Raw genomic sequence first — 19,797 nt, 5'->3', positions numbered from 1 at the left:
GCCCCGTACCCTTATCGGGCCGGGGCGTCTTCCTCAAGGCGAACCGGAGGGCTTTATGCAGCCTTCTTGTTGCGACCGCGCTTCTGGCCCGGCTTGCGACCGAGGCCGATCTTTACCGCGAGGTCGCGGCGGGTTGCGGCATAGTCGGGCGCGACCATCGGATAGTCCGCCGACAGGTTCCAGCGCGCGCGATATTCGTCGGGGGTCAAGTCATGCTCGGTCGACAAGTGCCGCTTGAGCATTTTCATTTTCTTGCCGCAGTCGAGGCACACGAGATGATCTTTCTTGACCGAAGACCGGATCGAAACAGCCGGGTCGGGGACTTCTTCCGAAGCGCCGCCAGCGGCGCCGAGGCCCGAAAGAGCCGAATAGACATTCGAGATCAGCGTGGGGACCTCGCTCACGTCCACATTGTTGTTGCTGACATGCGCAGCGACGATGTCCGAGGTCAGGGTGATTAGCGTCTCGGTCATGTCGGTATCGAAATCTTCCATTATTTACCCTTTTGAATCGAAGGAGATCACTCGCGATGCGACCCGCTCTAGGCGTCATTGTATAAAATCGACAAGAAAATGCAACGCGAGTTATTACGGACTATTTCTGGCGCATTCTTACAATTTTCGCCCGAAGGTAATGGCGTCGAGAAACGATCCGTCGAGCGTCCGATAGTAGTTCGTGCGTCGCCCGATAGGTTCGAAACCACAGCTGCGATAAAGGCTTTCGGCGGGGTTGTTCGCCCGCATTTCCAAGAAGATACGCTCCGCTCCCGTTGTCCGGGCGAGGTCGGCGAAGCGCTCGATGAGCAGACGACCGATCCCGCGCCCGCGTCGGTCGGGACGGACCCCGATCAGCAGCAGCTCCTCCTCGCCGGGCGCCCTCCGGGCAAGTACGAACCCTGCCGCTTCTTTGCCGTCCGCCAAGTTTTCGCCAGTGTCATCGACGAGGATGGCGTAGGTGTGGGGCATGGCCAGCGAATTGGCGACCTGCTGGCGGGTCCACGCCTCGCGCCAGTGGGGGTCGAAGGCGGCCTCCATCACCGCCATCAGCTGGTCGAGCTCGCTCATCGCACCGTCGGTCTCGCGTCAGGGGGGCGACCGTAGAGCGGGGCGAGACCGGCGCCCAGCAGGCTGTCGGGCAGCGCCAGCGCATGGCGGGCGTCGGGAAGGCGGATCGCGGCCACCGGCGCGCGCGCGATGTCGCCAAGTTCTTCCGCCTTCGATCCCGCCAGAACACCCTTTGCAGCCCGCTGGGCCGCCACCTCGGGGACGAGCGAAACGACTTCGTCCGTCGGCAGGCCATCGGTGCCAAAGTCCTGCACGAACCATTCGCCGTGACCTCCGGCCATGCACACGGTGACCGGCTCGTCGCTCTCAGCTTGCGCCATGGCGGCGACCAGGGCGAGCGTGGGGTAGCCGCGCACCTCTGCCTGCCACGCGATGCCCAGCGCGCGTGCGACCGCGAGGCCGATCCGGACACCGGTGAAGCTGCCCGGTCCGAGCGAGACGCGGATCTGCTCCGCGCGGCCCTTGCCGGGCAATTCGGCGATCATCGGGACGAGCCGTTCGGCATGGCCCCGCCCGAGCACTTCATGGCGCGCGTCGAGCAGCGCGCCGTCCTCGAACAGCGCGACCGAACAGGCCTCGGTGGCAGTCTCTATCGCCAGGATACGCATCATCGCGCACTGCCCCAGCCGGGGCGCGGCTGCAAGTCAGGCGATGCGGTTGAAGCGGTCGAAATCGGGGCGGGGGCTGCGCTCGAAGATGCTCGCCGGGTCGCCATAGCCGATGGAGCAGATGAAATTGCTCTTGTGCCGGGGGTTGTCGGCGAAAAAGGCCTTGTCGACCGCGGCGTTGTCGAAGCCCGACATTGGCCCGCAGTCGAGCCCCAGCGCGCGCGCCGCGAGCATCAGGTAGGCGCCCTGGAGCGAGGAATTGCGGAATGCCCCCTGCTTGCGGCCTTCCTCGTCGCCTTCGAACCAGCTCTTCGCATCGGTATGCGGGAACAGCCAGGGCAGCTCCTCGTGGAAATCGATGTCGTAGCCGATGATCGCAGTGACCGGCGCGGTGAGGATCTTCTCGCGGTTGCCTTCCATTGCCAGCGACGCCAGCTTCTCTTTGGCTTCGTCCGATTTCACCCAGACGATCCGCGCGGGCTGCATATTGGCCGAGGTCGGAGCCATCTTCATGAGCTCGTAGATCGCGTGGATCTGCTCGTCGCCGACGGGCTTGGCGAGCCAGCCATTGTAGCTGCGTGCTTCGCGGAACAGCTGGTCGAGCGCGTCGGCGGACAGCACCGTGTCGTGAAACTGCTTGGTCATGGAAATTCCCGGTCTTGAAAACGGACGGTCAGGCGGCGCGGACTTCAACGACCTCGGGGACGTAATGTTTCAGCAACCCTTCGATTCCGTGCTTCAGGGTCGCGGTGGAGGAGGGACAGCCCGAGCAGGCGCCCTGCATCTGGAGATGGACCACGCCGTCGCGAAAGCCGCGATACTGGATGTCGCCGCCGTCCCCGGCCACAGCGGGGCGCACGCGGGTTTCGAGCAGTTCGTTGATCTGCGCGATGATGTCGGCATCTTCCTCGCGCTCCTCGACCGCCATTCCCTCGTCTTCGGGAGGAACCGCGATGCCGCCGGCCGAGCCCGGAGCGAACAGCGGCGCCTGCGACACGAAATGATCGAGCAGGATCGCCAGCACCTGCGGCTTGAGATCGGTCCAGCTGACGCCCGGGGCCGCGGTGACGGACACGAAATCGCTACCGAAGAAGACGTTCTCGACTTCGCCCGTGTCGAAGATCGCCTGCGCCAGCGGGCTGGCCTCGGCAGCTTGGGGCGTGGCGAATTCGCGGGTGCCCTGGCCCATGACCTGCTGGCCGGGCATGAATTTGAGGCTCGCGGGGTTGGGAGTGGTTTCGGTCTCGATGAACATGCTGGCGATGTAGGGAGCGCGGGAACCATGGGCAAGGAAGGAACGCTTGTCGTGCGAACATTCACCTAGCCTTCACCCATGGCCCGCCTATATGCCCCCCATGACCAAATTCCCGCGCGCCATCAGGCGTCTCGCGCTCGTCCTCCCCGCCGCGCTGCTGGTACCGCAGCCCCTGCTTGCGCAGGAACCGGCCGCACCCGCCCCGGAGCATCTCACCCCCGCAGGCGGAACGCCGTGGATCTACGAGGGCAGCGACGTTCCGCGCGATGCGGAATGGACCTTCGGCACGCTGCCCAACGGAGTGCGCTACGCAGTGCGCAAGAACGGCGTGCCGCCCGACCAGGTCTCGGTCCGCGTGCGCATCGACGCGGGTTCGCTCTACGAGGAGGACTCCGAGCGCGGCTATGCCCACCTGCTCGAGCACCTGCTGTTCCGCGAGAGCAAATATCTCGGTCCGGCCGAGGCGATCCCGACCTGGCAGCGGCTCGGTGCGACCTTCGGCAGCGATACCAATGCCGAGACGAGCCCGACGCAGACGGTCTTCAAGCTCGACCTGCCCAATGTCGATTCCGCCAAACTCGCCGAGAGCATGAAGCTGCTGTCGGGTATGGTCCGCAGCCCGGTTCTGAGCGATGCCAACGTCAAGGCGGAAGTGCCGATCGTGATGGCCGAGAAGCGCGAGCGAGCCGGCGCCGCGGAGCGGGCGGGCAATGCCAGCCGCGAAGTGTTGTTCGCCGGCCAGCGGCTGGCCGACCGTGTGCCGATCGGCACCGAGGCCTCGCTCCAGGCGGCAACCGGGGCCAGCGTCGGCGCCTTCTACAAGCGCTGGTACCGCCCGGAGAACACCGTGGTCGTCGCTGCCGGCGACATCGACACGATGCAGCTCGCGGCGGAAATCGAGAAATGGTTCGGCGACTGGAAGGGGCAGGGGCCGAAGACCCCGGCACCCGATTTCGGCGACCCGGTCGCGCCCGCGGGGGCCGACCCGGCCAATCCGGTGGGCGAGGTCGGCGTGGTTGTCGAACCCGACCTGCCGCGCTCGTTCAGCTATGCGGTGATGCGCCCCTGGCGGCCGGTGCAGGATACGATCGCGTATAACGAGGGCCTGCTGCGCGATGCGCTGGCGCAGGCGCTGATCAATCGCCGCCTCGAATCGCGTGCGCGTGCCGGAGGCAGCTATCTCTACGCCCAGGTCGCGCAGGACGATGTCAGCCGCTCGGCCGACATGACCTTCGTCAATTTCACGCCGCTGACCGGCGACTGGAAGGCCGCGCTCGACGACGTGCGCGGGGTGATCTCCGATGCGCTGGCGACACCGCCCTCGCAGGAAGAGATCGACCGCGAGCTCGCCGAGTTCGAGATCGTCTTCAAGAGCCAGGTCGAACAGCAGCGCGTGTTGCCCGGTCCCCGGCTGGCCGACGACATCGTCAATGCGGTCGACATTCGCGAGGCGGTCGCTGCGCCCGACACCGTACTGAAGGTGTTCAATTCCATGCGCGCGACCGTCACGCCCGAGAAGGTCCTCGAACACACCCGTGCGCTGTTCTCGGGCGCTGTGATCCGCGCCGCCTATGTCACGCCCGAAGCGGGCGAGGCGAGCGAGGCGGCGATCCGCGATGCGCTGCGGGAAGACGTGGCCGCCGACGGCAATGCCCGCCTCGCCGCGCAGGCGATTTCTTTCGACGACCTGCCCCCGGTTGGGCCTCCGGGTGAGATAACCGCGCAGGGGCCGATCGGCGTGCTCGACATCGAACAGGTCGACTTCGCCAATGGGGTCAAGGCGATCCTGTGGGCCAACGATGCCGAACCCGGCCGTGTGGCGGTCAAAGTGCGCTTCGGCGCGGGCTATCGCGCGATCGAGCCCGACGATGCCGTCTATGCCAATCTCGGCTATGGCGCCCTTATCGGCTCTGGCATCGGCGAACTGGACCAGGAACAGCTCGACCTGCTCTCCACCGGACGCAAGTTTGGGTTCGATTTCCAGGTCGGGGACGGCGCCTTCACCTTCTTCGCCCAGACGCGCGAGCAGGATCTCGACGAGCAACTCTATCTCTTCGCCGCCAAGCTGGCGATGCCGGGCTGGGATCCCAAGCCGGTGATCCGCGCCAAGGCTGCGGGCAAACTCGCCTATGAAAGCTATTCGGCCAACCCCGGGGGCATCCTCCAGCGCGATCTCGAATATCTGCTCAGCAACAATGACCCGCGCTTCCGCACGCCGACGCCCGAAATGTTCGATGCCGCGACGCCCGAGGGTTTCCGCCAGGTGTGGGAGCCGCTGCTCGAGCAGGGGCCGGTCGAAGTGCTGGTGTTCGGCGAATTCGACAAGGCGGCGACGATCGAGACCCTGCGCCGCACCTTCGGCGCGCTGGCGCCGCGCGAAGCTCCGCCCGAAGCGGTGCTCGACCGGACGAGCGATTTTCCGGAAGCAGGCGAGACGGTCGTCCGCCGTCACCGCGGCGATGCCAACCAGGCGGCGGCGGTGATCGCCTGGCCGACCGGCGGCGGGGTCGACGAGCTGCGCGAATCGCGCCGTCTCGAAGTGCTCGCCTCGGTCTTCAACAACCGGCTGATGGAGGCCATGCGCGAACATGCCGGGGCGAGCTATGCCCCCGTGGTCCGCTCCGACTGGCCGAGCGACGTGAAGGACGGCGGCAGGATCGCCGCGATGGCCCAGCTGCGCCCCGAGGACGTGCCCGTCTTCTTCGCGGAGGCCGAGCGGATCGCCAAGGATCTCGCCACCACGCCGGTGGGCGAGGACGAATACAATCGGGTGGTCGAACCGCTGCGGCAATATGTCAGCCGTGCCTCGACCGGGAACCTGTTCTGGCTCTACCAGCTCGAGGACGCGACGGTCGACCCGCGGCGGATCGCCCTGTTGCGCTATCTGCTGTCCGACTACACCCAGACGCAGCCATCCGAGCTGCAGGGTCTGGCGCAGAAGTATTTCGGCGACCGAAACGGCTGGCGACTGGCGGTCATCCCCGAAGGGCAGGAACTGGCGACGGCGGTGGTCGAGGGCAGCGCCACCGGCCGCTGACCCGGTCACTGCAATCGGGTTTTTAAGCTGGCCAAGCAAATGCTGCTTGCGACATGATGCGTGCTCGTCTGCTACACGCGGGCAATCAGGCGCCAATCCTGGCGCCGCAAACGGAAGAGATAATGGCGACCAATTGGGCACCCGACAGCTGGCAGGGGTTCGAGGCACGGCACCTGCCGACCTATCCCGACGCAGCGGCTCTCGCGGATGCGACGGGCTCGCTCGAAACGCATCCTCCGCTGGTTTTCGCGGGCGAGGCGCGCGCGCTCAAGGCCGACCTCGCCGAAGTGGCGCAGGGGCGCGCCTTCCTGCTGCAGGGCGGCGACTGCGCCGAAAGCTTCGCCGAATTCCACCCCAACAATATTCGCGACACCTTCCGGGTGCTGCTGCAGATGGCGGTGGTGATGACCTTCGCCAGCAAGAAGCCGGTAGTGAAGGTCGGCCGCATGGCGGGCCAGTTCGCCAAGCCGCGCAGCTCGGATACCGAGACGCAGGGGGCGGTGACGCTGCCGAGCTATTTCGGCGACAACATCAACGGCATCGAGTTCGAGGAATCCGCCCGGACCAACGATCCGCAGCGGATGGTGCGCGCCTATTCGCAGGCGGCGGCCACGCTCAACCTGCTGCGCGCCTTCGCCACGGGCGGCTATGCCAATCTTCGGCAGGTCCACCAGTGGACCCTCGATTTCATGGGCCGCAGCCCGTGGGCGGACAAGTTCTCCGACATCGCCGACCGGATCGGCGAGGCGCTCGACTTCATGGAGGCCTGCGGGGTCGATCCGCAGGTGCTGCCTCAACTGCAGCGCACCAGTTTCTACACCAGTCACGAGGCGCTGCTGCTCCCCTACGAGCAGGCGCTGACGCGCCGCGACAGCCTGACCGGCGACTGGTACGATTGCTCCGCGCATATGGTGTGGATCGGCGACCGCACCCGCTTCGACGGCAGCGCGCATGTCGAATTCGCCCGCGGCATCGGCAATCCGCTGGGCATGAAATGCGGACCGAGCCTCGAGACCGACGCCATGCTGCGGTTGCTCGACACGCTCAATCCCGCGCGCGAGCCGGGGCGGATCACGCTCATCAGCCGCTTCGGCCACGACAAGGTCGAGGAGGGCCTGCCGCGCCTCGTCCGCGCGGTGAAGGCCGAGGGGCATCCGGTGGTGTGGAGCTGCGATCCGATGCACGGCAATGTCGTGAAATCGGAGAGCGGCTACAAGACCCGCCCGTTCGACCGCATTCTGTCCGAAGTGAAGGGCTTCTTCGCGGTTCACCGCGCGGAAGGCACGCATCCGGGTGGAATCCATGTCGAGATGACCGGTCAGGACGTGACCGAATGCGTCGGTGGCGCGGTGGCGATCACCGACGATGCGCTCAAGGACCGCTATCACACGCATTGCGACCCGCGGCTCAACGCGGCGCAGTCGCTCGAACTCGCCTTTCTCATTGCCGAAATGCTCAACGAGGAGCAGGCGGTGCGGCAGGCCGACGCCGCCTGACGGAAGCGTTATGGCAGGGACGCAGAGCCCTGCCTCGTGGAACCTGCGCGCGATCCCGGCATTGGTCGGAGGAATGCGAAACACACGCTTGTTCGGACACGCCTTTTCGACCCCGGCCTTTAAACGGTCACGGATTTGCGCCATGGTGGGCCGTGGTTGCCACATCCCGGCGACCGCTACGAAGGGGGGATGGCGATGACCCGTGCCCAGCCCGAGTCCAGCTTCGCGACTGGCCACTCGCTCGCGGCGCGCTACCTTGCAACCCGCAGCTTGAGCGAGGCGCTTGTTGCGCCGCTCAGCGAGGCCGATGCGACCCTGCAGTCGATGGAGGATGCGAGCCCCGCCAAGTGGCACCTCGCACATACGACCTGGTTCTGGGAGACCTTCCTGCTGCGCGATCACTGTCAGGGCTACCGGCTCTACGATGAGAGCTGGCCCTTCGTGTTCAATTCCTATTACGAGACCGAAGGCGATCGCATCGCGCGCTTTTCGCGCGGCATGCTGTCGCGCCCGACCTTGGCGGACATTCTCGCATGGCGCGCGCATGTCGACGATGCGATGACCCCGCTGTTCGCGCGTGAAGACCTCGCGCCGCTGATCGAGCTCGGCCTCAGCCACGAGCAGCAGCACCAGGAACTGCTGCTGACCGATATCAAGCACGCGCTGTTCCAGAACCCATTGGGCCCCGCGATGTGGGAGGCAGCGGCGGACAACGTCGGCGCTGGCAAGGATGGCTGGCACAGCCACCCCGGCGGGATCGCACGGATCGGCCACCAGGCGAGCGGTTTCGCTTTCGACAACGAAGGTCCCGCGCACCGGGTGCTGCTCGAACCCTTCGCGCTGGCATCGCGTCTCGTCACCAACCGCGAGTGGGATGCCTTCATCGCCGACGGCGGGTACGAGACCGCGACGCTGTGGCTCTCCGACGGCTGGGCCTGGGTATGCGAGAACGCGATCCGCGCGCCGCTCTATTGGCGCGAGGGCGAGCACTTCACCCATGCCGGCTGGCAGGACCGCGATCCCGAAGCGCCGGTCACGCATATCTCCTATTTCGAGGCCGATGCCTTCGCTACCTGGGCGGGTAACCGTCTGCCGACCGAATTCGAATGGGAAGCCATAGCCCGCGGTCAGGAAGGCGAGGCACCGGCGCATGATCCGCATGGCGGCAACCAGCTCGACGGTGCAGCGCCGCCGCTGCCTCGAGGCAGCGAGGGGCTGTTCGGCGACTGCTGGCAATTCACCCGTTCGGCCTATCTGCCCTATCCGCGCTTCCGCCCTGCCGCCGGCGCGGTCGGCGAATACAACGGCAAGTTCATGAGCGGGCAGTTCGTGCTCAGGGGGGCGAGCTGTGCCACGCCGCGCGGCCATTCGCGCGCGAGCTACCGCAATTTCTTCTACCCCCACCAGCGCTGGCAATTCACCGGCCTCCGACTGGCAAAGGATTTGTGATGAAACGTGAAAGCGGAATAGCCTTGGTCGATCGCGACGAGGACGGCGTCGACCGCGCCTTTCGCGCCGACGTTCTCAAGGGGCTGCGCCAGCGGCAGAAGGCCATACCCGCGCGCTGGTTCTACGACGAAGAGGGCTCGCGGCTGTTCGAGGCGATCACGCAGCAGCCCGAATATTATCCGACTCGCGCGGAGACCGAGATACTCGAGACGCGCGGCACCGAATTCGCCGAACTGATCGGGCCGGGGAGGGTGGTGGTCGAGTTCGGCTCCGGCAGTTCGGTCAAGACCCCGCTGCTGCTCCGCGCGATCGAGCCGGCGGCCTATGTTCCACTCGATATTTCGGGCGACTTCCTGCGCGAAAGCGCGGCGGGACTGGCGGAGAAGTTTCCCGGCCTGCCGGTCCATCCGGTCGAGGCCGATTTCATGCGCCGTGTGACGCTGCCCGAGGAGGTCGAACCGCTCAAGAAGCTCGGTTTCTTCCCCGGCTCGACGATCGGCAACATGGTCCCGCGCACCGCGGTCGACCTGCTGCGCTCGATGCGCGCGACGCTCGGCGCGGACGAGGGCGAAAGCCCGCTGCTGCTGATCGGCATGGACCTGGTCAAGGATCGCGCGGTGCTGGAGGCCGCTTATGACGATGCCGAAGGCGTGACTGCGGCCTTCAATCACAATCTCGTGACCCGCATCAACCGCGAGCTCGACGGCACCATGCCCGAAGGCGCGTTCGAACACCGGGCGGTGTGGAGCGACGCGCTGGCGCGGGTGGAAATGCATCTCGTCGCGACGCGCGACCTCTCCTTCGAGGTTTCGGGCGAACGCTTCGCCATGCGCAAGGGCGAGACGATCCACACCGAGAACAGCCACAAGTTCACCCGGCGCAGCGCCAATGTGCTGCTGCTCGCGGGTGGTTGGACTCCCGAAGAGCGCTGGCTCGACCCGGACAAGAGGTTCTCGGTGATCCTCGCCCGCGCAACCGAGCAGCGCGACGCGCCGTAGCGCCCAGCGGCGAATTCATGGACGCGCCACTGCCGCGATCCTATATGGTGAGCATGGAACTCGAGCCCGTCTTCAGCGCCGCAGCCGACACCTTGCGCGCGATTCCGCGCTCCGAACTGCTCATGGCGGCGGTGGCGGCGATGGTGCTCGGCTGGATCGGGGCGATCGTCGCCCGGCGTTCGGCGCTGGGCGACATCCTGCGCACGGCCAGCTCGCTCGCGCTCGGCGTGATCCTGCTCACCGTGGTGCTCCAGCTCTCGCGCTTCGATCCGCGTTTCGATGTCGCCGTGCCGCAGATCGGCCTCCCCGAGCAGCTGGTCGAGGGCGGCGAGACGCGTATCCCGCTCTCGGCCGACGGCCATTTCTGGGTCCGTGCCGAGGTCAATGGCGTGGCCGGGAATTTCATGATCGATACCGGCGCAACGCTCACCGCGATTTCCGCGCCGCTGGCCGAGCGCGCCGGCCTCGAACCACGCCGCGGCGGCATCCCGATCATGCTCGGCACAGCGAACGGTACGGTGCAGGCCTTTGTCGCGACGGTCGACAGCCTCACCTTCGGCAATGTCAGCGCCACCGGTACCGATGCGGCGATCGCGGAGAATTTCGGCGACTTCAACGTCATCGGCATGAATGTGCTCGCCCGTCTCGGTTCGTGGCGCGTGGAGGACAACACGCTCATTCTCGTCCCGCGCGCCGAGGATACGATTTCATAGCGCAGGCGTTTGACGCACCGTCACGAACCGCTAGGTCTGCGGGCGATGGATAGCCCGGCCTCGCTTCCACCCCCGCCGCCGCTGGCGCAGCTGCTCGAAAGCGGGCCGGCGGCGCTGTTCCTCGACTTCGACGGGACGCTGGTAGACATCGCGCCGCGTCCGGGCGACATCCATGTCCCCGACCGGCTTCACGGACAGCTTCATGCCCTTCGCGACCGGCTCGACGGTCGCCTCGCGCTGGTCAGCGGGCGGGCGCTCGACGACCTCGAACGCCATCTGGGCCACATCGCGATCTCCCGTGCCGGGTCGCATGGCGCCTCGCGCTTCCTTGCCGACGGCTCGCGCCTGGGTACCGAGCCGCGCGGGCTGTCGGCGGATTCGGTTGCCGAACTCAAGGCCTTCGCCGAGGAACATGGCCTGTTCTACGAAACCAAGACGCATGGCGGCGCGCTGCATTTTCGCGGTGCGCCGGAGAAGCGCGAGGCGACGCTGGCCTTCGCCGAGCGCTTCGCCGCCTCGCGCGAATTGTGCGTCACCAGCGGCAAGGGCGTGGCCGAACTCGTCCGCCCCGGGGCGACCAAGGCGGCGGCGGTCGAAGCCTTCATGCGGGTCGCTCCTTTCGCAGGCGCGGCCCCGATCTTCGTCGGGGACGATGTGACCGATGAGGACGGCTTCGCAGGCGCGGAGAATTTCGGCGGATTCGGCATCGCCGTCGGCGAACGGCTGAGCGCACGGGCACGATACCGGCTCGATAGCGTTGCTGCAGTGCACAAATGGTTGGAGATATGATGCAGGCGGATCTCGAGCTTTCCCCGATCGGCAATTGCCAGGTCAGCGCGCTGGTCGACCGCGAGGGCGGTTTCGTCTGGGGCTGCGTTCCCCGGGTCGATGGCGACCCCGTGTTCTGTTCGCTGCTCAACGGCGATGTGCGCGACCGGGGAATTTGGCGCTTCGAACTCGACGGGCAGACGCATGCGAGCCAGCGCTACGAGCGCAATACCGCGATCCTCATAACCCGTCTCGAAAGCGCCGACGGGAGTGCGGTCGAGATTCACGATTTCGCCCCGCGCTTCGAGCGTTCGGGCCGGATGTACCGCCCGGTCGCCTACGCCCGCGTCGTGCGCCCGGTGGCGGGCGCGCCGCGGATGCGCGTGGTTCTTTCGCCGATGAAGGAATATGGCGCGCATTTCGCCGATACCACCAACGGCACCAACCACATCCGCTACCTCATCGGCCCGCAGGCGCTGCGCCTGTCGACCGATGCGCCCGTCGGCTATGTGCTTGAGGGGCGCAGCTACCGGGTCGAGAGCGACCAGCATTTCTTCCTCGGCCCCGACGAACCCTTCGTCGGCAATATTCGCAGCGAAGTGCGGCGGATGGAGGCGATGACCGCGCGCTATTGGCAGCACTGGGTCCGCGGGCTGCATATTCCGCTCGAATGGCAGGAAGAGGTGATCCGCGCCGCGATCGCGCTCAAGCTCTGCCAGCACGAGGAGACCGGCGCGATCGTCGCCGCGCTGACCACATCGATCCCGGAGGCGGCGAACAGCCAGCGCAACTGGGACTATCGCTACTGCTGGATCCGCGACAGCTATTACACGGTGCAGGCGCTCAACCGGCTCGGCGCACTCGACGTGCTCGAGAAATACCTCGCCTACCTGCGCAATATCGTCGACCAGGCACGCGGCGGTCAGATCCAGCCGCTCTATTCTGTCATGGGCGAAACCGAGCTCCACGAATTCGAGGCCGACAACCTGGCCGGCTATCGCGGCATGGGGCCGGTGCGCGTGGGCAATGCGGCGTACAAGCAGGTGCAGTACGATTGCTACGGCCAGATCGTCATGCCGACCGCGCAGGCCTTCTTCGACAACCGCCTGCTGCGGATGGCGGACGAGACCGATTTCGCGCATCTCGAGGAGGTGGGCGAGGCGGCCTGGGCCAAGCACGACAAGCCCGATGCCGGATTGTGGGAATTTCGTACCCGGCAGGAGGTTCATACCTATTCGGCAGTGATGTGCTGGGCCGCTTGCGACCGGCTCGCCAACGTCGCGACGCGGCTGGGCAAGGACGACCGCGTGCTGCACTGGAAGAAGCGCGCCGAGGCGATCCGCGCGACGATCGAGGCCAGGGCCTGGAAGGAGGATGGCGAGCATTACGGCGCCAGCTTCGAAAACGGCTATCTCGACGCGAGCCTGCTGCAGATGGTCGAGCTGCGCTATCTCAAGCCCGACGACGAACGCTTCCTCAAGACCTTCGCGGCCATCGAGCGCGACCTGCGCCGCGGCGACCACATGCTGCGCTATGCCGCCGAGGATGATTTCGGCGCGCCCGAGACAGCCTTCAACGTCTGCACCTTCTGGCTGATCGAGGCGCTCGGCCTGGTCGGGCGCAAGGAGGAGGCGCGCACAATTTTCGAAGCCATGCTCAGCCACACCACCCAGTCCGGCCTGCTGAGCGAGGATCTCGATTACGAGTCCGGTGAGCTGTGGGGGAACTTCCCCCAGACCTACTCGCTGGTAGGTATAATCAATTGTGCCGGCCTGTTGAGCAAACCCTGGAGCGAAGTCCGCTGACTTCCGACCCCCGCCTTGTCGTCATTTCGAACCGTGTCGCGGTGCCCAAGGCGCGTGGCGCCGCCGGTGCGCAGGGCGGCCTCGCGGGCGCGCTCCACGCCGCGCTCAAGTCGCGCAGGGGGCTGTGGTTCGGCTGGTCGGGGCAGGAGAGCGAAAGTGGTCGCACCGGCCATATCGACACGCAGACGAACGATGGGGTGACCACCGCGACGATCGACCTCTCGCAGCGCGACATCGACGAATATTACAACGGCTATGCCAATGCGACGCTGTGGCCGCTGTTCCACTACCGCCTCGACCTCGCGCAATACGAGCGCGAGACCGCCAAGGGCTACGAGCGCGTCAACGAGCGCTTTGCCGAACTGTCCGCACCGCTGATCGAGTCCGACGATGTGGTGTGGGTCCACGACTATCACCTCATCCCGCTGGGCGAGCGACTGCGTTCGCGCGGGGTGAAGAACCGGATCGGCTTCTTCCTCCATATCCCCTGGCCGGCGACGCGGCTGTTCGTTTCGCTGCCCTATCACGAGCGACTGGTGCGCACGCTGCTCTATTACGACGTGGTTGGCTTGCAGACCGAGGAATGGCTCGAGAGCTTCCTGCATTATTGCGAGCACGAGCTGGGTGCCGAGATCGACCGTGCCAGCGGCAAGATCAGTTTCGAGGGGCGCACGACCATCGCGCGGGCCTATCCGATCGGCATCGACTGGGACCATTTCTCGCAACTGGGCGAAACCGGTGAAGCGCGCCAGGCGCAGCAGCGTCTGATGAGTTCGACCCGCCGCCGTGCCGCGATGATCGGTGTGGACCGGCTCGATTATTCGAAGGGTATCCCCGAACGGATCGACGGGATCGGGCGCTTCTTCGATCGCAACCCGGAGCGGGTGCGGGATCTCGTGTTCATCCAGATCGCTCCACCCAGCCGCGAGGATGTCGACAGCTACCAGAGGATCCGTGCCGAGCTCGAGCAGAAATGCGGCCAGATCAACGGCGCACGCAGCGAGGTCGACATGGTGCCGATTCGCTACGTCAATCGCGGCTATAGCCATGAAGAACTGTTCGGCTTCTTCCGCGCCGCCAAGATCGGCCTCGTCACTCCCTTGCGCGACGGGATGAACCTCGTCGCCAAGGAATATGTCGCGGCGCAGGATCCCGAGGATCCGGGTGTGCTCGTCCTCTCGCGCTTTGCGGGTGCGGCGGCGCAGTTGCAGGACGCCGTGCTGGTCAATCCGCACAGCCCCGACGATATCGCCCATGCCATCCGCACCGCGCTCGACATGCCGCTGGAGGAGCGCAAGCGACGCTACCAGGCGATGATTGCCACCGTGCGCGACGACAATGTCCAGGACTGGACGGCGAACTTCCTGCGCGATCTCGGGACTGGTTGAGCCGGTCGCGCGATTGCGCATGTCACGCGGCGCTGCCACGCTCGCGCACATGATTCGCGACCCATTTCTCGAAACCCAGGGCATTCACAACTTCCGCGATTACGGCGGCTGGAGAACGAAGGGCGGGGGGCAGGTGCGCACCGGCCTGCTCTACCGCTCGGGTCATCATGTCGAGGCGACCGACGAGGATCTCGCCGCCATCGCCCCGCTCGGCATCCATACGGTGATCGATCTGCGCGGCGAGAGCGAGCGTTCGGCCAATCCCTGTCGCCGGGTCGAAGGGTTCGATGGCGAGGTGGTGTTTTACGAGGGCGAGACCACCAGCAGCCCGCCGCATATGGATATCGATCCGGAAATGACCGCAGCGGACTTCGCGCGCGAGCGAATGCTGGCGGTCTATACCCGGATGCCCGACAATCCGGCGATGATCGAGATGTTCGGCCGCTATCTCAACATCCTTGCCGAGCGGGACGGAGCGAGCCTGGTCCACTGCTATGCCGGCAAGGACCGGACGGGCGTGGCGGCCACCATGCTGCTGCACATTCTCGGCGTGTCGGAAGACGACCAGCGGCGCGAATTCCTGCGCACCAACGAGAGCCCGACCTTCGAGATCCTCGCGCGGCAGTCTCTCCCGGGGATCGAGGCGCGTCTCGGCCGCAAGCTCGACGAGGGTGCGGCCAGGGACCTGCTCGGCGTGCGCGAGGAATATCTCGATCGCTATCTCGGGATCGCGAGCGAGCGCCACGGCAGTTTAGACGGTTATCTCGAGCGCGCGATAGGTGTGGATGACGCACTGCGCGATGCGCTGATTGCACGCTTCGTGGCGTGACTCTCGGGCCGGCGGTTCCCATATAGCCGCGACACCTATTCAGACTGACGGATTTGACGACATGGCTACCCATCGCACCAAGATGCTCATCATCGGCTCGGGCCCTGCAGGCTACTCGGCCGCCATCTATGGCGCGCGCGCGATGATGGAGCCGATCGTGGTGCAGGGCCTCCAGCCCGGCGGCCAGCTGACCATCACCACCGATGTCGAGAACTATCCCGGCTTCGCCGACGTCATCCAGGGCCCCTGGCTGATGGAGCAGATGCAGAAGCAGGCCGAGCATGTCGGCACGCGGATGATGTGGGACACGATCGTCGATGTCGATGTCGCGGGCGGCTCGCCCGTCAAGGCGGTGGGCGACAGCGGCGACGAATATATCGCCGACGTGCTGGTGATCGCCACCGGTGCACAGGCGAAGTGGCTCGGCGTGCCCGGCGAGATGGAACTGGGCGGCAAGGGTGTGTCGGCCTGCGCGACCTGCGACGGCTTCTTCTACCGCGGCAAGAAGGTCGCGGTGATCGGCGGCGGCAATACTGCGGTCGAGGAGGCGCTCTACCTCACCAACCATTCGGACGACGTGACGCTGATCCACCGCCGCGACGAACTGCGCGCGGAAAAGATCCTCCAGGAACGCCTGCTCAACCACCCCAAGATCAGCGTCATCTGGAACAAGACGGTCGAAAGCTTCGAGGCTGGCCCGAACGGCGCGCTGCACCATCTCAACCTGCGCGACACGGTGACCGGCGACGCCAGCACGCTGGATGCGGACGGCGCCTTCGTAGCCATCGGCCATGCCCCGGCGACCGAGCTGTTCAAGGGCAAGCTGCCGATGGACGAGAGCGGCTATCTGCTGACCGAGCCGGGATCACCCAAGACCGAGGTCCCGGGCGTCTTCGCCGCCGGCGACGTGACCGATCACGTCTATCGCCAGGCGGTCACCGCGGCCGGGATGGGCTGCATGGCCGCGCTCGATGCCGAGCGCTTCCTCGCCCATCTCGAGATCGACGCCGACGGTCACGCCCATGCCGCCAAGGAAGCCGTGGCGGGTTAACCCTCTGCGGTTCCGCAGCGGACGATTTCGCGCGGGAGCTGCCACGACAGGGCGACGGTCGCGGGGGCGTCTTCCAGCGTCACCCCCCCGTCGCTCTCCTCGCGAAAGCGAAAGATTTCGCCCGCGCTGCCCTTGTCGATCAGCGCGCCGTCCTGCCGGTACTGCGTCTTGAGCGAGTCCCAGTCGCCGCGCACCTGGCCGAGCGCGGCATACTGGATGCGGTCCTCGCCGACCACGAGCACGTCGAGATTTCCGCGACAGTTGAAGTCGGGCATTGTCGTGGTGGTCCACTTGCCCGTGGTGAAATCGCTTTCCCCGCAGCCCGCGAGCAGCAGGACGCAGCCCATCAGCGCGGCGCGCCGCGACAGATTCGTCGAAATCATCGTCATCCCCCCATCGACCTCTACTCACGGTGTCCCCTTCGCGCCTGCGGGCGAAGGGGCAAAGCACCTAGAGGTGGATGTCGAACACCGCGATCGCGGCGTGCAGGATCAGCGCCATCAGTGCGAGGCTCGACAGCGCGTAGAGCACGAAACGCACCATCACCACATTGGCGGTCGCCTGGACCAACGAGTGGATCACGCGCAGGCCGACGTAGATCCACGCGATCAGCGCGTTCATGCCGTCGCCCCAGCCGATCATCGCCAGCAGCAGCGCGACGGCGTAGAAGACGGTCGGCGCCTCGTGCAGGTGGTTGTAATTGTGCGCCTTCCACTGGACTTCGGCGGGCAGCGTGTCGTCGAGCACCTTGGTCTGGCGCGCCTGGTTGGGTTCGAGCCCCGCCTTCGACATCGCCGGGATGCGGGTGGCGTACATCCACAGCCACATGACCATGGTCCACGCCATCAGCGCGACGACGGGCTGGAAGATTTGCGAGTGGATCATCGGGTTTGTCCCATCAGGCCGGCGCGAGGCCGGGATCGTTGAACAGCGTCAGCGCGATCGCGCGCCAGGCGAGATAGAGCAGCGCGAGCGTCCCGAGCACGAAAAGCGGAAAGCGGACCGACACCTTGTTGACCGTAGCCTGCCAGATCGAGTGGACGATCCTGAGCCCGACATAAATCCAGGCGAACAGTGCATCCGTGGCGCTCGCCCCCATCAGCGCGATGATGACGACGGCGGCGTAGAAGATCGTCGGCTGTTCCATGAGGTGCGCATAGTTGTGCGACTTCCACTGGACATTGTCCGGCACCACGCCTTCGAGATCCTGACCGCGACCGCCCGGCTTGGCATTCTTGAGGTCCATGCCGCTCTTGGACATGGCCGGAAAGCGCGTGAACGCCATCCAGAACAGCATGACGAGCGACCACGCCACGAGCACCGCCGCCGGCGCGAGCATCTGAGCTTGCATTGGTGAATCCTCCCCCTCTCGACCCTGGGCGGCGAGAGTGCTGACCCGGCACCCGCTTGTCAATTGCCACCTACTCCCGCGGCCGGTGCAGGCGCGCGCGCTGGAAATAGTCCCACGGCCCGTTTTCGAAATGGCAAGCGAGCGAGTGGCCGGCACCGATCCGCAGGAGCGCCTCGTGCAAGTCGGTGCGCGGCGCGACGTGGAATCGTGCGAGCCAACCGCGGAGGGCGCGCGCCAGCGGCACGGGCATCCGCGAGAGCGTGCCGAAGTCGACCACATGCAGCGATCCGCCGGGCGCAACGAGCCGCGCGGCCTGGCCGAGCGCGGCTTCCCAGTCGGGAATCATCGACAGCGAATAGGACAGCACGACATGGTCGAAATGCGCATGGCCGAAGGCGGCCTCTGCGTCGAACCCGCAGGCATCGCCCTGGGCGAGTTGCGCGCAATGGCCCAGTGCCGTCCGCGCGCTCTTGAGCATTTCGCGCGAAATATCGAGACCGTAGAGCTGCGTTCCCGGCCAGCGATGCGCGATGGCGGCGAGATTGCGCCCGGTGCCACAGGCGATCTCGATCACGCTGGTGCCGCGAGGGGCATTCAGTTCCTCGATCAATCCGTCGCGCCCGAACAGGTAGTATTTGCGCGTCAGGTCGTAGATATGCCGCTGCCCGCGATAGATGCCGTCCATCAGCGCCGCATGGCCTGCAGCTTGCGCCGCGCTCATCCGGCGAACTCGTAGAGATGCACCCCGCCATAGATGGACGAACGGTCGCGCGCGGTGAGCGCGGCGGAGGTTTCCGCGCGATAGGCCCAGCGCGCCAGCAGCGCCTCCGACAGCCGGCCCGGCAGCAGGCTCGGCTCTCGGGCCGTGCGGAACAGCACGCGGGCTTTGGGACGCGCGGTGCGCGTGATCTGCGCCCACAGATGAGTCAACTGGCCATCGTCCATCCAGTCCTGCGCATCGAGCAGGACGTAGCGGTCGTGGCTCGCCGCCTCGCTGCCGCGCAGATAGTCGACCATGTTGGCGTTGCGGATATCGAGCCGGTCGATTCGCTCGCGCATCACCGGCCAATTGCGGCGCTCGAGATAGGGCGGCAAAGGCCCGGTCGGCGCGCGGTCGTAGCCACGTGAAAAGGCTTGCCAGGCGAAATAATTGTCCTCGACCCGAAAGCCGCAGGCGAGCTTTTCGAGCCGCCGTTTGAGCACCGCAGCCATCTTCTCGCCGCCCGCCAGCGCCTTGTACTGCGCGGGCGGGATGCCGAGCCCGAACAGCGAAGCGGGGTGGTCGGTCAACCAGCGGACGAAGCGCTTGTCGAAGACCGGCGCCAACTCGGCCTCGAAGATTTCGCGCTGCTTCTCGAGCGAGTCTGCCGCAAGGACCCGGGCGAGGTCGATGCGATAGAATTTCGCCGCGAGATGCGCGATGCCGATGAAGCCGCCGAGCAGCCCCTGTCGGTAGATCCCGCGGGTGAAATGGCCGATTCGCCGCCGGCCGGTGAGGTCGCGACCTTCCCAGTATCTGACGCTCTCCCGGTCGAGATGCGGCGCGATATGCTTGGCGTAGATCGCGGCGTTTTCCTTGTGGTTCGCCTCGGCGAGGAAGCGGCGGAGGCGCTCGTAGTTGGGCAGGTGGCGGATCGCGGCGATCTTGAGCCTGCCCAGCGCGACATGCGCGCGGTTGAGGTCGACCGCGACGATGTCGGCGGGGTCGGCGGTGAGATAGGACAGCGCGTTGCAGCTGCCGCTGGCGATGCACATCACGCGCATGCCCGGGCCGATCTCGAGGCCATCCATGTCGACCACCGGATCTTCCCAGATCTGCGGGTAGACCAGCCCCTTGAAGGCCAGCGCGAAGGCCTTGTCGAGCAGCTTCTCGCCCGCTTTCGCGTCCTTGCGGACCACCGCGTCGTCGATGATCCGTTTCGCCACTACCGCCATGCACGCGCGCCTTGAAGCTACGATCTCCGGTCGCCCCTAGGTCCTGCGCG

Annotated in this window: 20 protein-coding genes; 10 read left to right on the top strand and 10 right to left on the bottom strand. The window is 66.2% G+C overall.

What is annotated here, in order from left to right; genetic code table 11:
* Positions 1-53 precede the first annotated feature (53 nt).
* The 5 genes from ACN4E0_RS12560 to ACN4E0_RS12540 form a co-directional block, all read right to left on the bottom strand.
* Complete coding sequence (locus ACN4E0_RS12560) at positions 54-494, bottom strand: MucR family transcriptional regulator (protein ID WP_419568319.1); 441 nt, start codon at positions 492-494, stop codon at positions 54-56.
* A 117-nt stretch (positions 495-611) separates the two neighbouring features.
* Entirely contained in the window at positions 612-1,064 is a 453-nt protein-coding gene (locus tag ACN4E0_RS12555) for a GNAT family N-acetyltransferase (RefSeq protein ID WP_419568317.1), read from the bottom strand.
* Entirely contained in the window at positions 1,061-1,672 is a 612-nt protein-coding gene (gene tsaB / locus ACN4E0_RS12550) for a tRNA (adenosine(37)-N6)-threonylcarbamoyltransferase complex dimerization subunit type 1 TsaB (protein WP_419568316.1), read from the bottom strand. The genes ACN4E0_RS12555 and tsaB overlap by 4 nt, the downstream gene beginning before the upstream one ends.
* A gap of 36 nt (positions 1,673-1,708) precedes the next feature.
* A complete protein-coding gene (locus ACN4E0_RS12545; RefSeq protein WP_419568314.1) occupies positions 1,709-2,317 on the bottom strand; it encodes a malonic semialdehyde reductase in 609 nt (202 codons plus the stop codon).
* A 28-nt stretch (positions 2,318-2,345) separates the two neighbouring features.
* A complete protein-coding gene (locus tag ACN4E0_RS12540) occupies positions 2,346-2,927 on the bottom strand; it encodes a NifU family protein (RefSeq protein ID WP_419568313.1) in 582 nt (193 codons plus the stop codon).
* 100 nt (positions 2,928-3,027) lie between these two features.
* Here ACN4E0_RS12540 and ACN4E0_RS12535 point away from each other — a divergent pair, with 100 nt between their 5' ends.
* The 10 genes from ACN4E0_RS12535 to trxB all read left to right on the top strand — a co-directional run bounded on the left by ACN4E0_RS12535 (position 3,028) and on the right by trxB (position 16,461).
* On the top strand, positions 3,028-5,964 hold the full coding sequence (locus tag ACN4E0_RS12535) for a M16 family metallopeptidase (protein WP_419568312.1): 2,937 nt from the start codon (positions 3,028-3,030) through the stop codon (positions 5,962-5,964).
* 122 nt (positions 5,965-6,086) lie between these two features.
* Positions 6,087-7,460: a class II 3-deoxy-7-phosphoheptulonate synthase gene (locus tag ACN4E0_RS12530; protein WP_419568311.1), complete on the top strand. Its 1,374-nt coding sequence runs from the start codon at positions 6,087-6,089 to the stop codon at positions 7,458-7,460.
* A gap of 195 nt (positions 7,461-7,655) precedes the next feature.
* On the top strand, positions 7,656-8,909 hold the full coding sequence (gene egtB / locus ACN4E0_RS12525) for an ergothioneine biosynthesis protein EgtB (protein WP_419568309.1): 1,254 nt from the start codon (positions 7,656-7,658) through the stop codon (positions 8,907-8,909).
* Entirely contained in the window at positions 8,909-9,907 is a 999-nt protein-coding gene (gene egtD / locus ACN4E0_RS12520; protein ID WP_419568308.1) for an L-histidine N(alpha)-methyltransferase, read from the top strand. Before egtB ends, egtD begins: the two co-directional genes overlap by 1 nt.
* A gap of 53 nt (positions 9,908-9,960) precedes the next feature.
* On the top strand, positions 9,961-10,620 hold the full coding sequence (locus tag ACN4E0_RS12515) for a retropepsin-like aspartic protease family protein (protein WP_419568307.1): 660 nt from the start codon (positions 9,961-9,963) through the stop codon (positions 10,618-10,620).
* Between the two features lie 45 nt (positions 10,621-10,665).
* Entirely contained in the window at positions 10,666-11,409 is a 744-nt protein-coding gene (gene otsB / locus ACN4E0_RS12510; RefSeq protein WP_419568305.1) for a trehalose-phosphatase, read from the top strand.
* Positions 11,406-13,193 (top strand): glycoside hydrolase family 15 protein, encoded by a 1,788-nt coding sequence (locus ACN4E0_RS12505; protein ID WP_419568303.1) that lies wholly within the window; start codon positions 11,406-11,408, stop codon positions 13,191-13,193. Before otsB ends, ACN4E0_RS12505 begins: the two co-directional genes overlap by 4 nt.
* A gap of 41 nt (positions 13,194-13,234) precedes the next feature.
* On the top strand, positions 13,235-14,581 hold the full coding sequence (locus ACN4E0_RS12500; RefSeq protein ID WP_419568301.1) for an alpha,alpha-trehalose-phosphate synthase (UDP-forming): 1,347 nt from the start codon (positions 13,235-13,237) through the stop codon (positions 14,579-14,581).
* Between the two features lie 49 nt (positions 14,582-14,630).
* A complete protein-coding gene (locus ACN4E0_RS12495) occupies positions 14,631-15,410 on the top strand; it encodes a tyrosine-protein phosphatase (RefSeq protein WP_419568300.1) in 780 nt (259 codons plus the stop codon).
* Positions 15,411-15,471: 61 nt separating this feature from the next.
* On the top strand, positions 15,472-16,461 hold the full coding sequence (trxB, locus tag ACN4E0_RS12490; protein ID WP_419568298.1) for a thioredoxin-disulfide reductase: 990 nt from the start codon (positions 15,472-15,474) through the stop codon (positions 16,459-16,461).
* Here the strand turns inward: trxB and ACN4E0_RS12485 are convergent.
* The 5 genes from ACN4E0_RS12485 to ACN4E0_RS12465 form a co-directional block, all read right to left on the bottom strand.
* On the bottom strand, positions 16,458-16,844 hold the full coding sequence (locus tag ACN4E0_RS12485) for a hypothetical protein (protein ID WP_419568296.1): 387 nt from the start codon (positions 16,842-16,844) through the stop codon (positions 16,458-16,460). The two genes, trxB and ACN4E0_RS12485, sit on opposite strands and share 4 nt — an antisense overlap.
* Before the next feature lie 67 nt (positions 16,845-16,911).
* A complete protein-coding gene (locus ACN4E0_RS12480; RefSeq protein WP_419568294.1) occupies positions 16,912-17,346 on the bottom strand; it encodes an MAPEG family protein in 435 nt (144 codons plus the stop codon).
* Between the two features lie 13 nt (positions 17,347-17,359).
* Positions 17,360-17,812, bottom strand: a complete 453-nt coding sequence (locus ACN4E0_RS12475; protein WP_419568292.1) for an MAPEG family protein — start codon at positions 17,810-17,812, stop codon at positions 17,360-17,362.
* A gap of 70 nt (positions 17,813-17,882) precedes the next feature.
* Entirely contained in the window at positions 17,883-18,533 is a 651-nt protein-coding gene (locus ACN4E0_RS12470; RefSeq protein ID WP_419568290.1) for a class I SAM-dependent methyltransferase, read from the bottom strand.
* Positions 18,530-19,747, bottom strand: coding sequence for a DUF3419 family protein (locus ACN4E0_RS12465; protein ID WP_419568288.1), 1,218 nt, complete (start codon positions 19,745-19,747; stop codon positions 18,530-18,532). Before ACN4E0_RS12465 ends, ACN4E0_RS12470 begins: the two co-directional genes overlap by 4 nt.
* Positions 19,748-19,797 lie beyond the last annotated feature (50 nt).

Source organism: Qipengyuania sp., assembly GCF_048550555.1.
In the GTDB taxonomy this organism is placed as follows: Bacteria; Pseudomonadota; Alphaproteobacteria; order Sphingomonadales; family Sphingomonadaceae; genus Qipengyuania.
Note: the sequence above shows the minus strand (reverse complement) of the source record. Positions and strands in the feature narration are given on the sequence as shown.

Coding starts and splice junctions, on each gene's coding strand:
- ACN4E0_RS12530 (WP_419568311.1), top strand. CDS start 6,087: ATGGCGACCAATTGGGCACCCGACAGCTGGCAGGGGTTCGAGGCACGG.
- ACN4E0_RS12560 (WP_419568319.1), bottom strand. CDS start 494: ATGGAAGATTTCGATACCGACATGACCGAGACGCTAATCACCCTGACC.
- ACN4E0_RS12515 (WP_419568307.1), top strand. CDS start 9,961: ATGGAACTCGAGCCCGTCTTCAGCGCCGCAGCCGACACCTTGCGCGCG.
- ACN4E0_RS12540 (WP_419568313.1), bottom strand. CDS start 2,927: ATGTTCATCGAGACCGAAACCACTCCCAACCCCGCGAGCCTCAAATTC.
- ACN4E0_RS12485 (WP_419568296.1), bottom strand. CDS start 16,844: ATGATTTCGACGAATCTGTCGCGGCGCGCCGCGCTGATGGGCTGCGTC.
- ACN4E0_RS12480 (WP_419568294.1), bottom strand. CDS start 17,346: ATGATCCACTCGCAAATCTTCCAGCCCGTCGTCGCGCTGATGGCGTGG.
- trxB (WP_419568298.1), top strand. CDS start 15,472: ATGGCTACCCATCGCACCAAGATGCTCATCATCGGCTCGGGCCCTGCA.
- ACN4E0_RS12465 (WP_419568288.1), bottom strand. CDS start 19,747: ATGGCGGTAGTGGCGAAACGGATCATCGACGACGCGGTGGTCCGCAAG.
- ACN4E0_RS12505 (WP_419568303.1), top strand. CDS start 11,406: ATGATGCAGGCGGATCTCGAGCTTTCCCCGATCGGCAATTGCCAGGTC.
- tsaB (WP_419568316.1), bottom strand. CDS start 1,672: ATGCGTATCCTGGCGATAGAGACTGCCACCGAGGCCTGTTCGGTCGCG.
- ACN4E0_RS12555 (WP_419568317.1), bottom strand. CDS start 1,064: ATGAGCGAGCTCGACCAGCTGATGGCGGTGATGGAGGCCGCCTTCGAC.
- egtB (WP_419568309.1), top strand. CDS start 7,656: ATGACCCGTGCCCAGCCCGAGTCCAGCTTCGCGACTGGCCACTCGCTC.
- ACN4E0_RS12535 (WP_419568312.1), top strand. CDS start 3,028: ATGACCAAATTCCCGCGCGCCATCAGGCGTCTCGCGCTCGTCCTCCCC.
- ACN4E0_RS12545 (WP_419568314.1), bottom strand. CDS start 2,317: ATGACCAAGCAGTTTCACGACACGGTGCTGTCCGCCGACGCGCTCGAC.
- ACN4E0_RS12495 (WP_419568300.1), top strand. CDS start 14,631: ATGATTCGCGACCCATTTCTCGAAACCCAGGGCATTCACAACTTCCGC.
- ACN4E0_RS12475 (WP_419568292.1), bottom strand. CDS start 17,812: ATGCAAGCTCAGATGCTCGCGCCGGCGGCGGTGCTCGTGGCGTGGTCG.
- egtD (WP_419568308.1), top strand. CDS start 8,909: ATGAAACGTGAAAGCGGAATAGCCTTGGTCGATCGCGACGAGGACGGC.
- ACN4E0_RS12470 (WP_419568290.1), bottom strand. CDS start 18,533: ATGAGCGCGGCGCAAGCTGCAGGCCATGCGGCGCTGATGGACGGCATC.
- otsB (WP_419568305.1), top strand. CDS start 10,666: ATGGATAGCCCGGCCTCGCTTCCACCCCCGCCGCCGCTGGCGCAGCTG.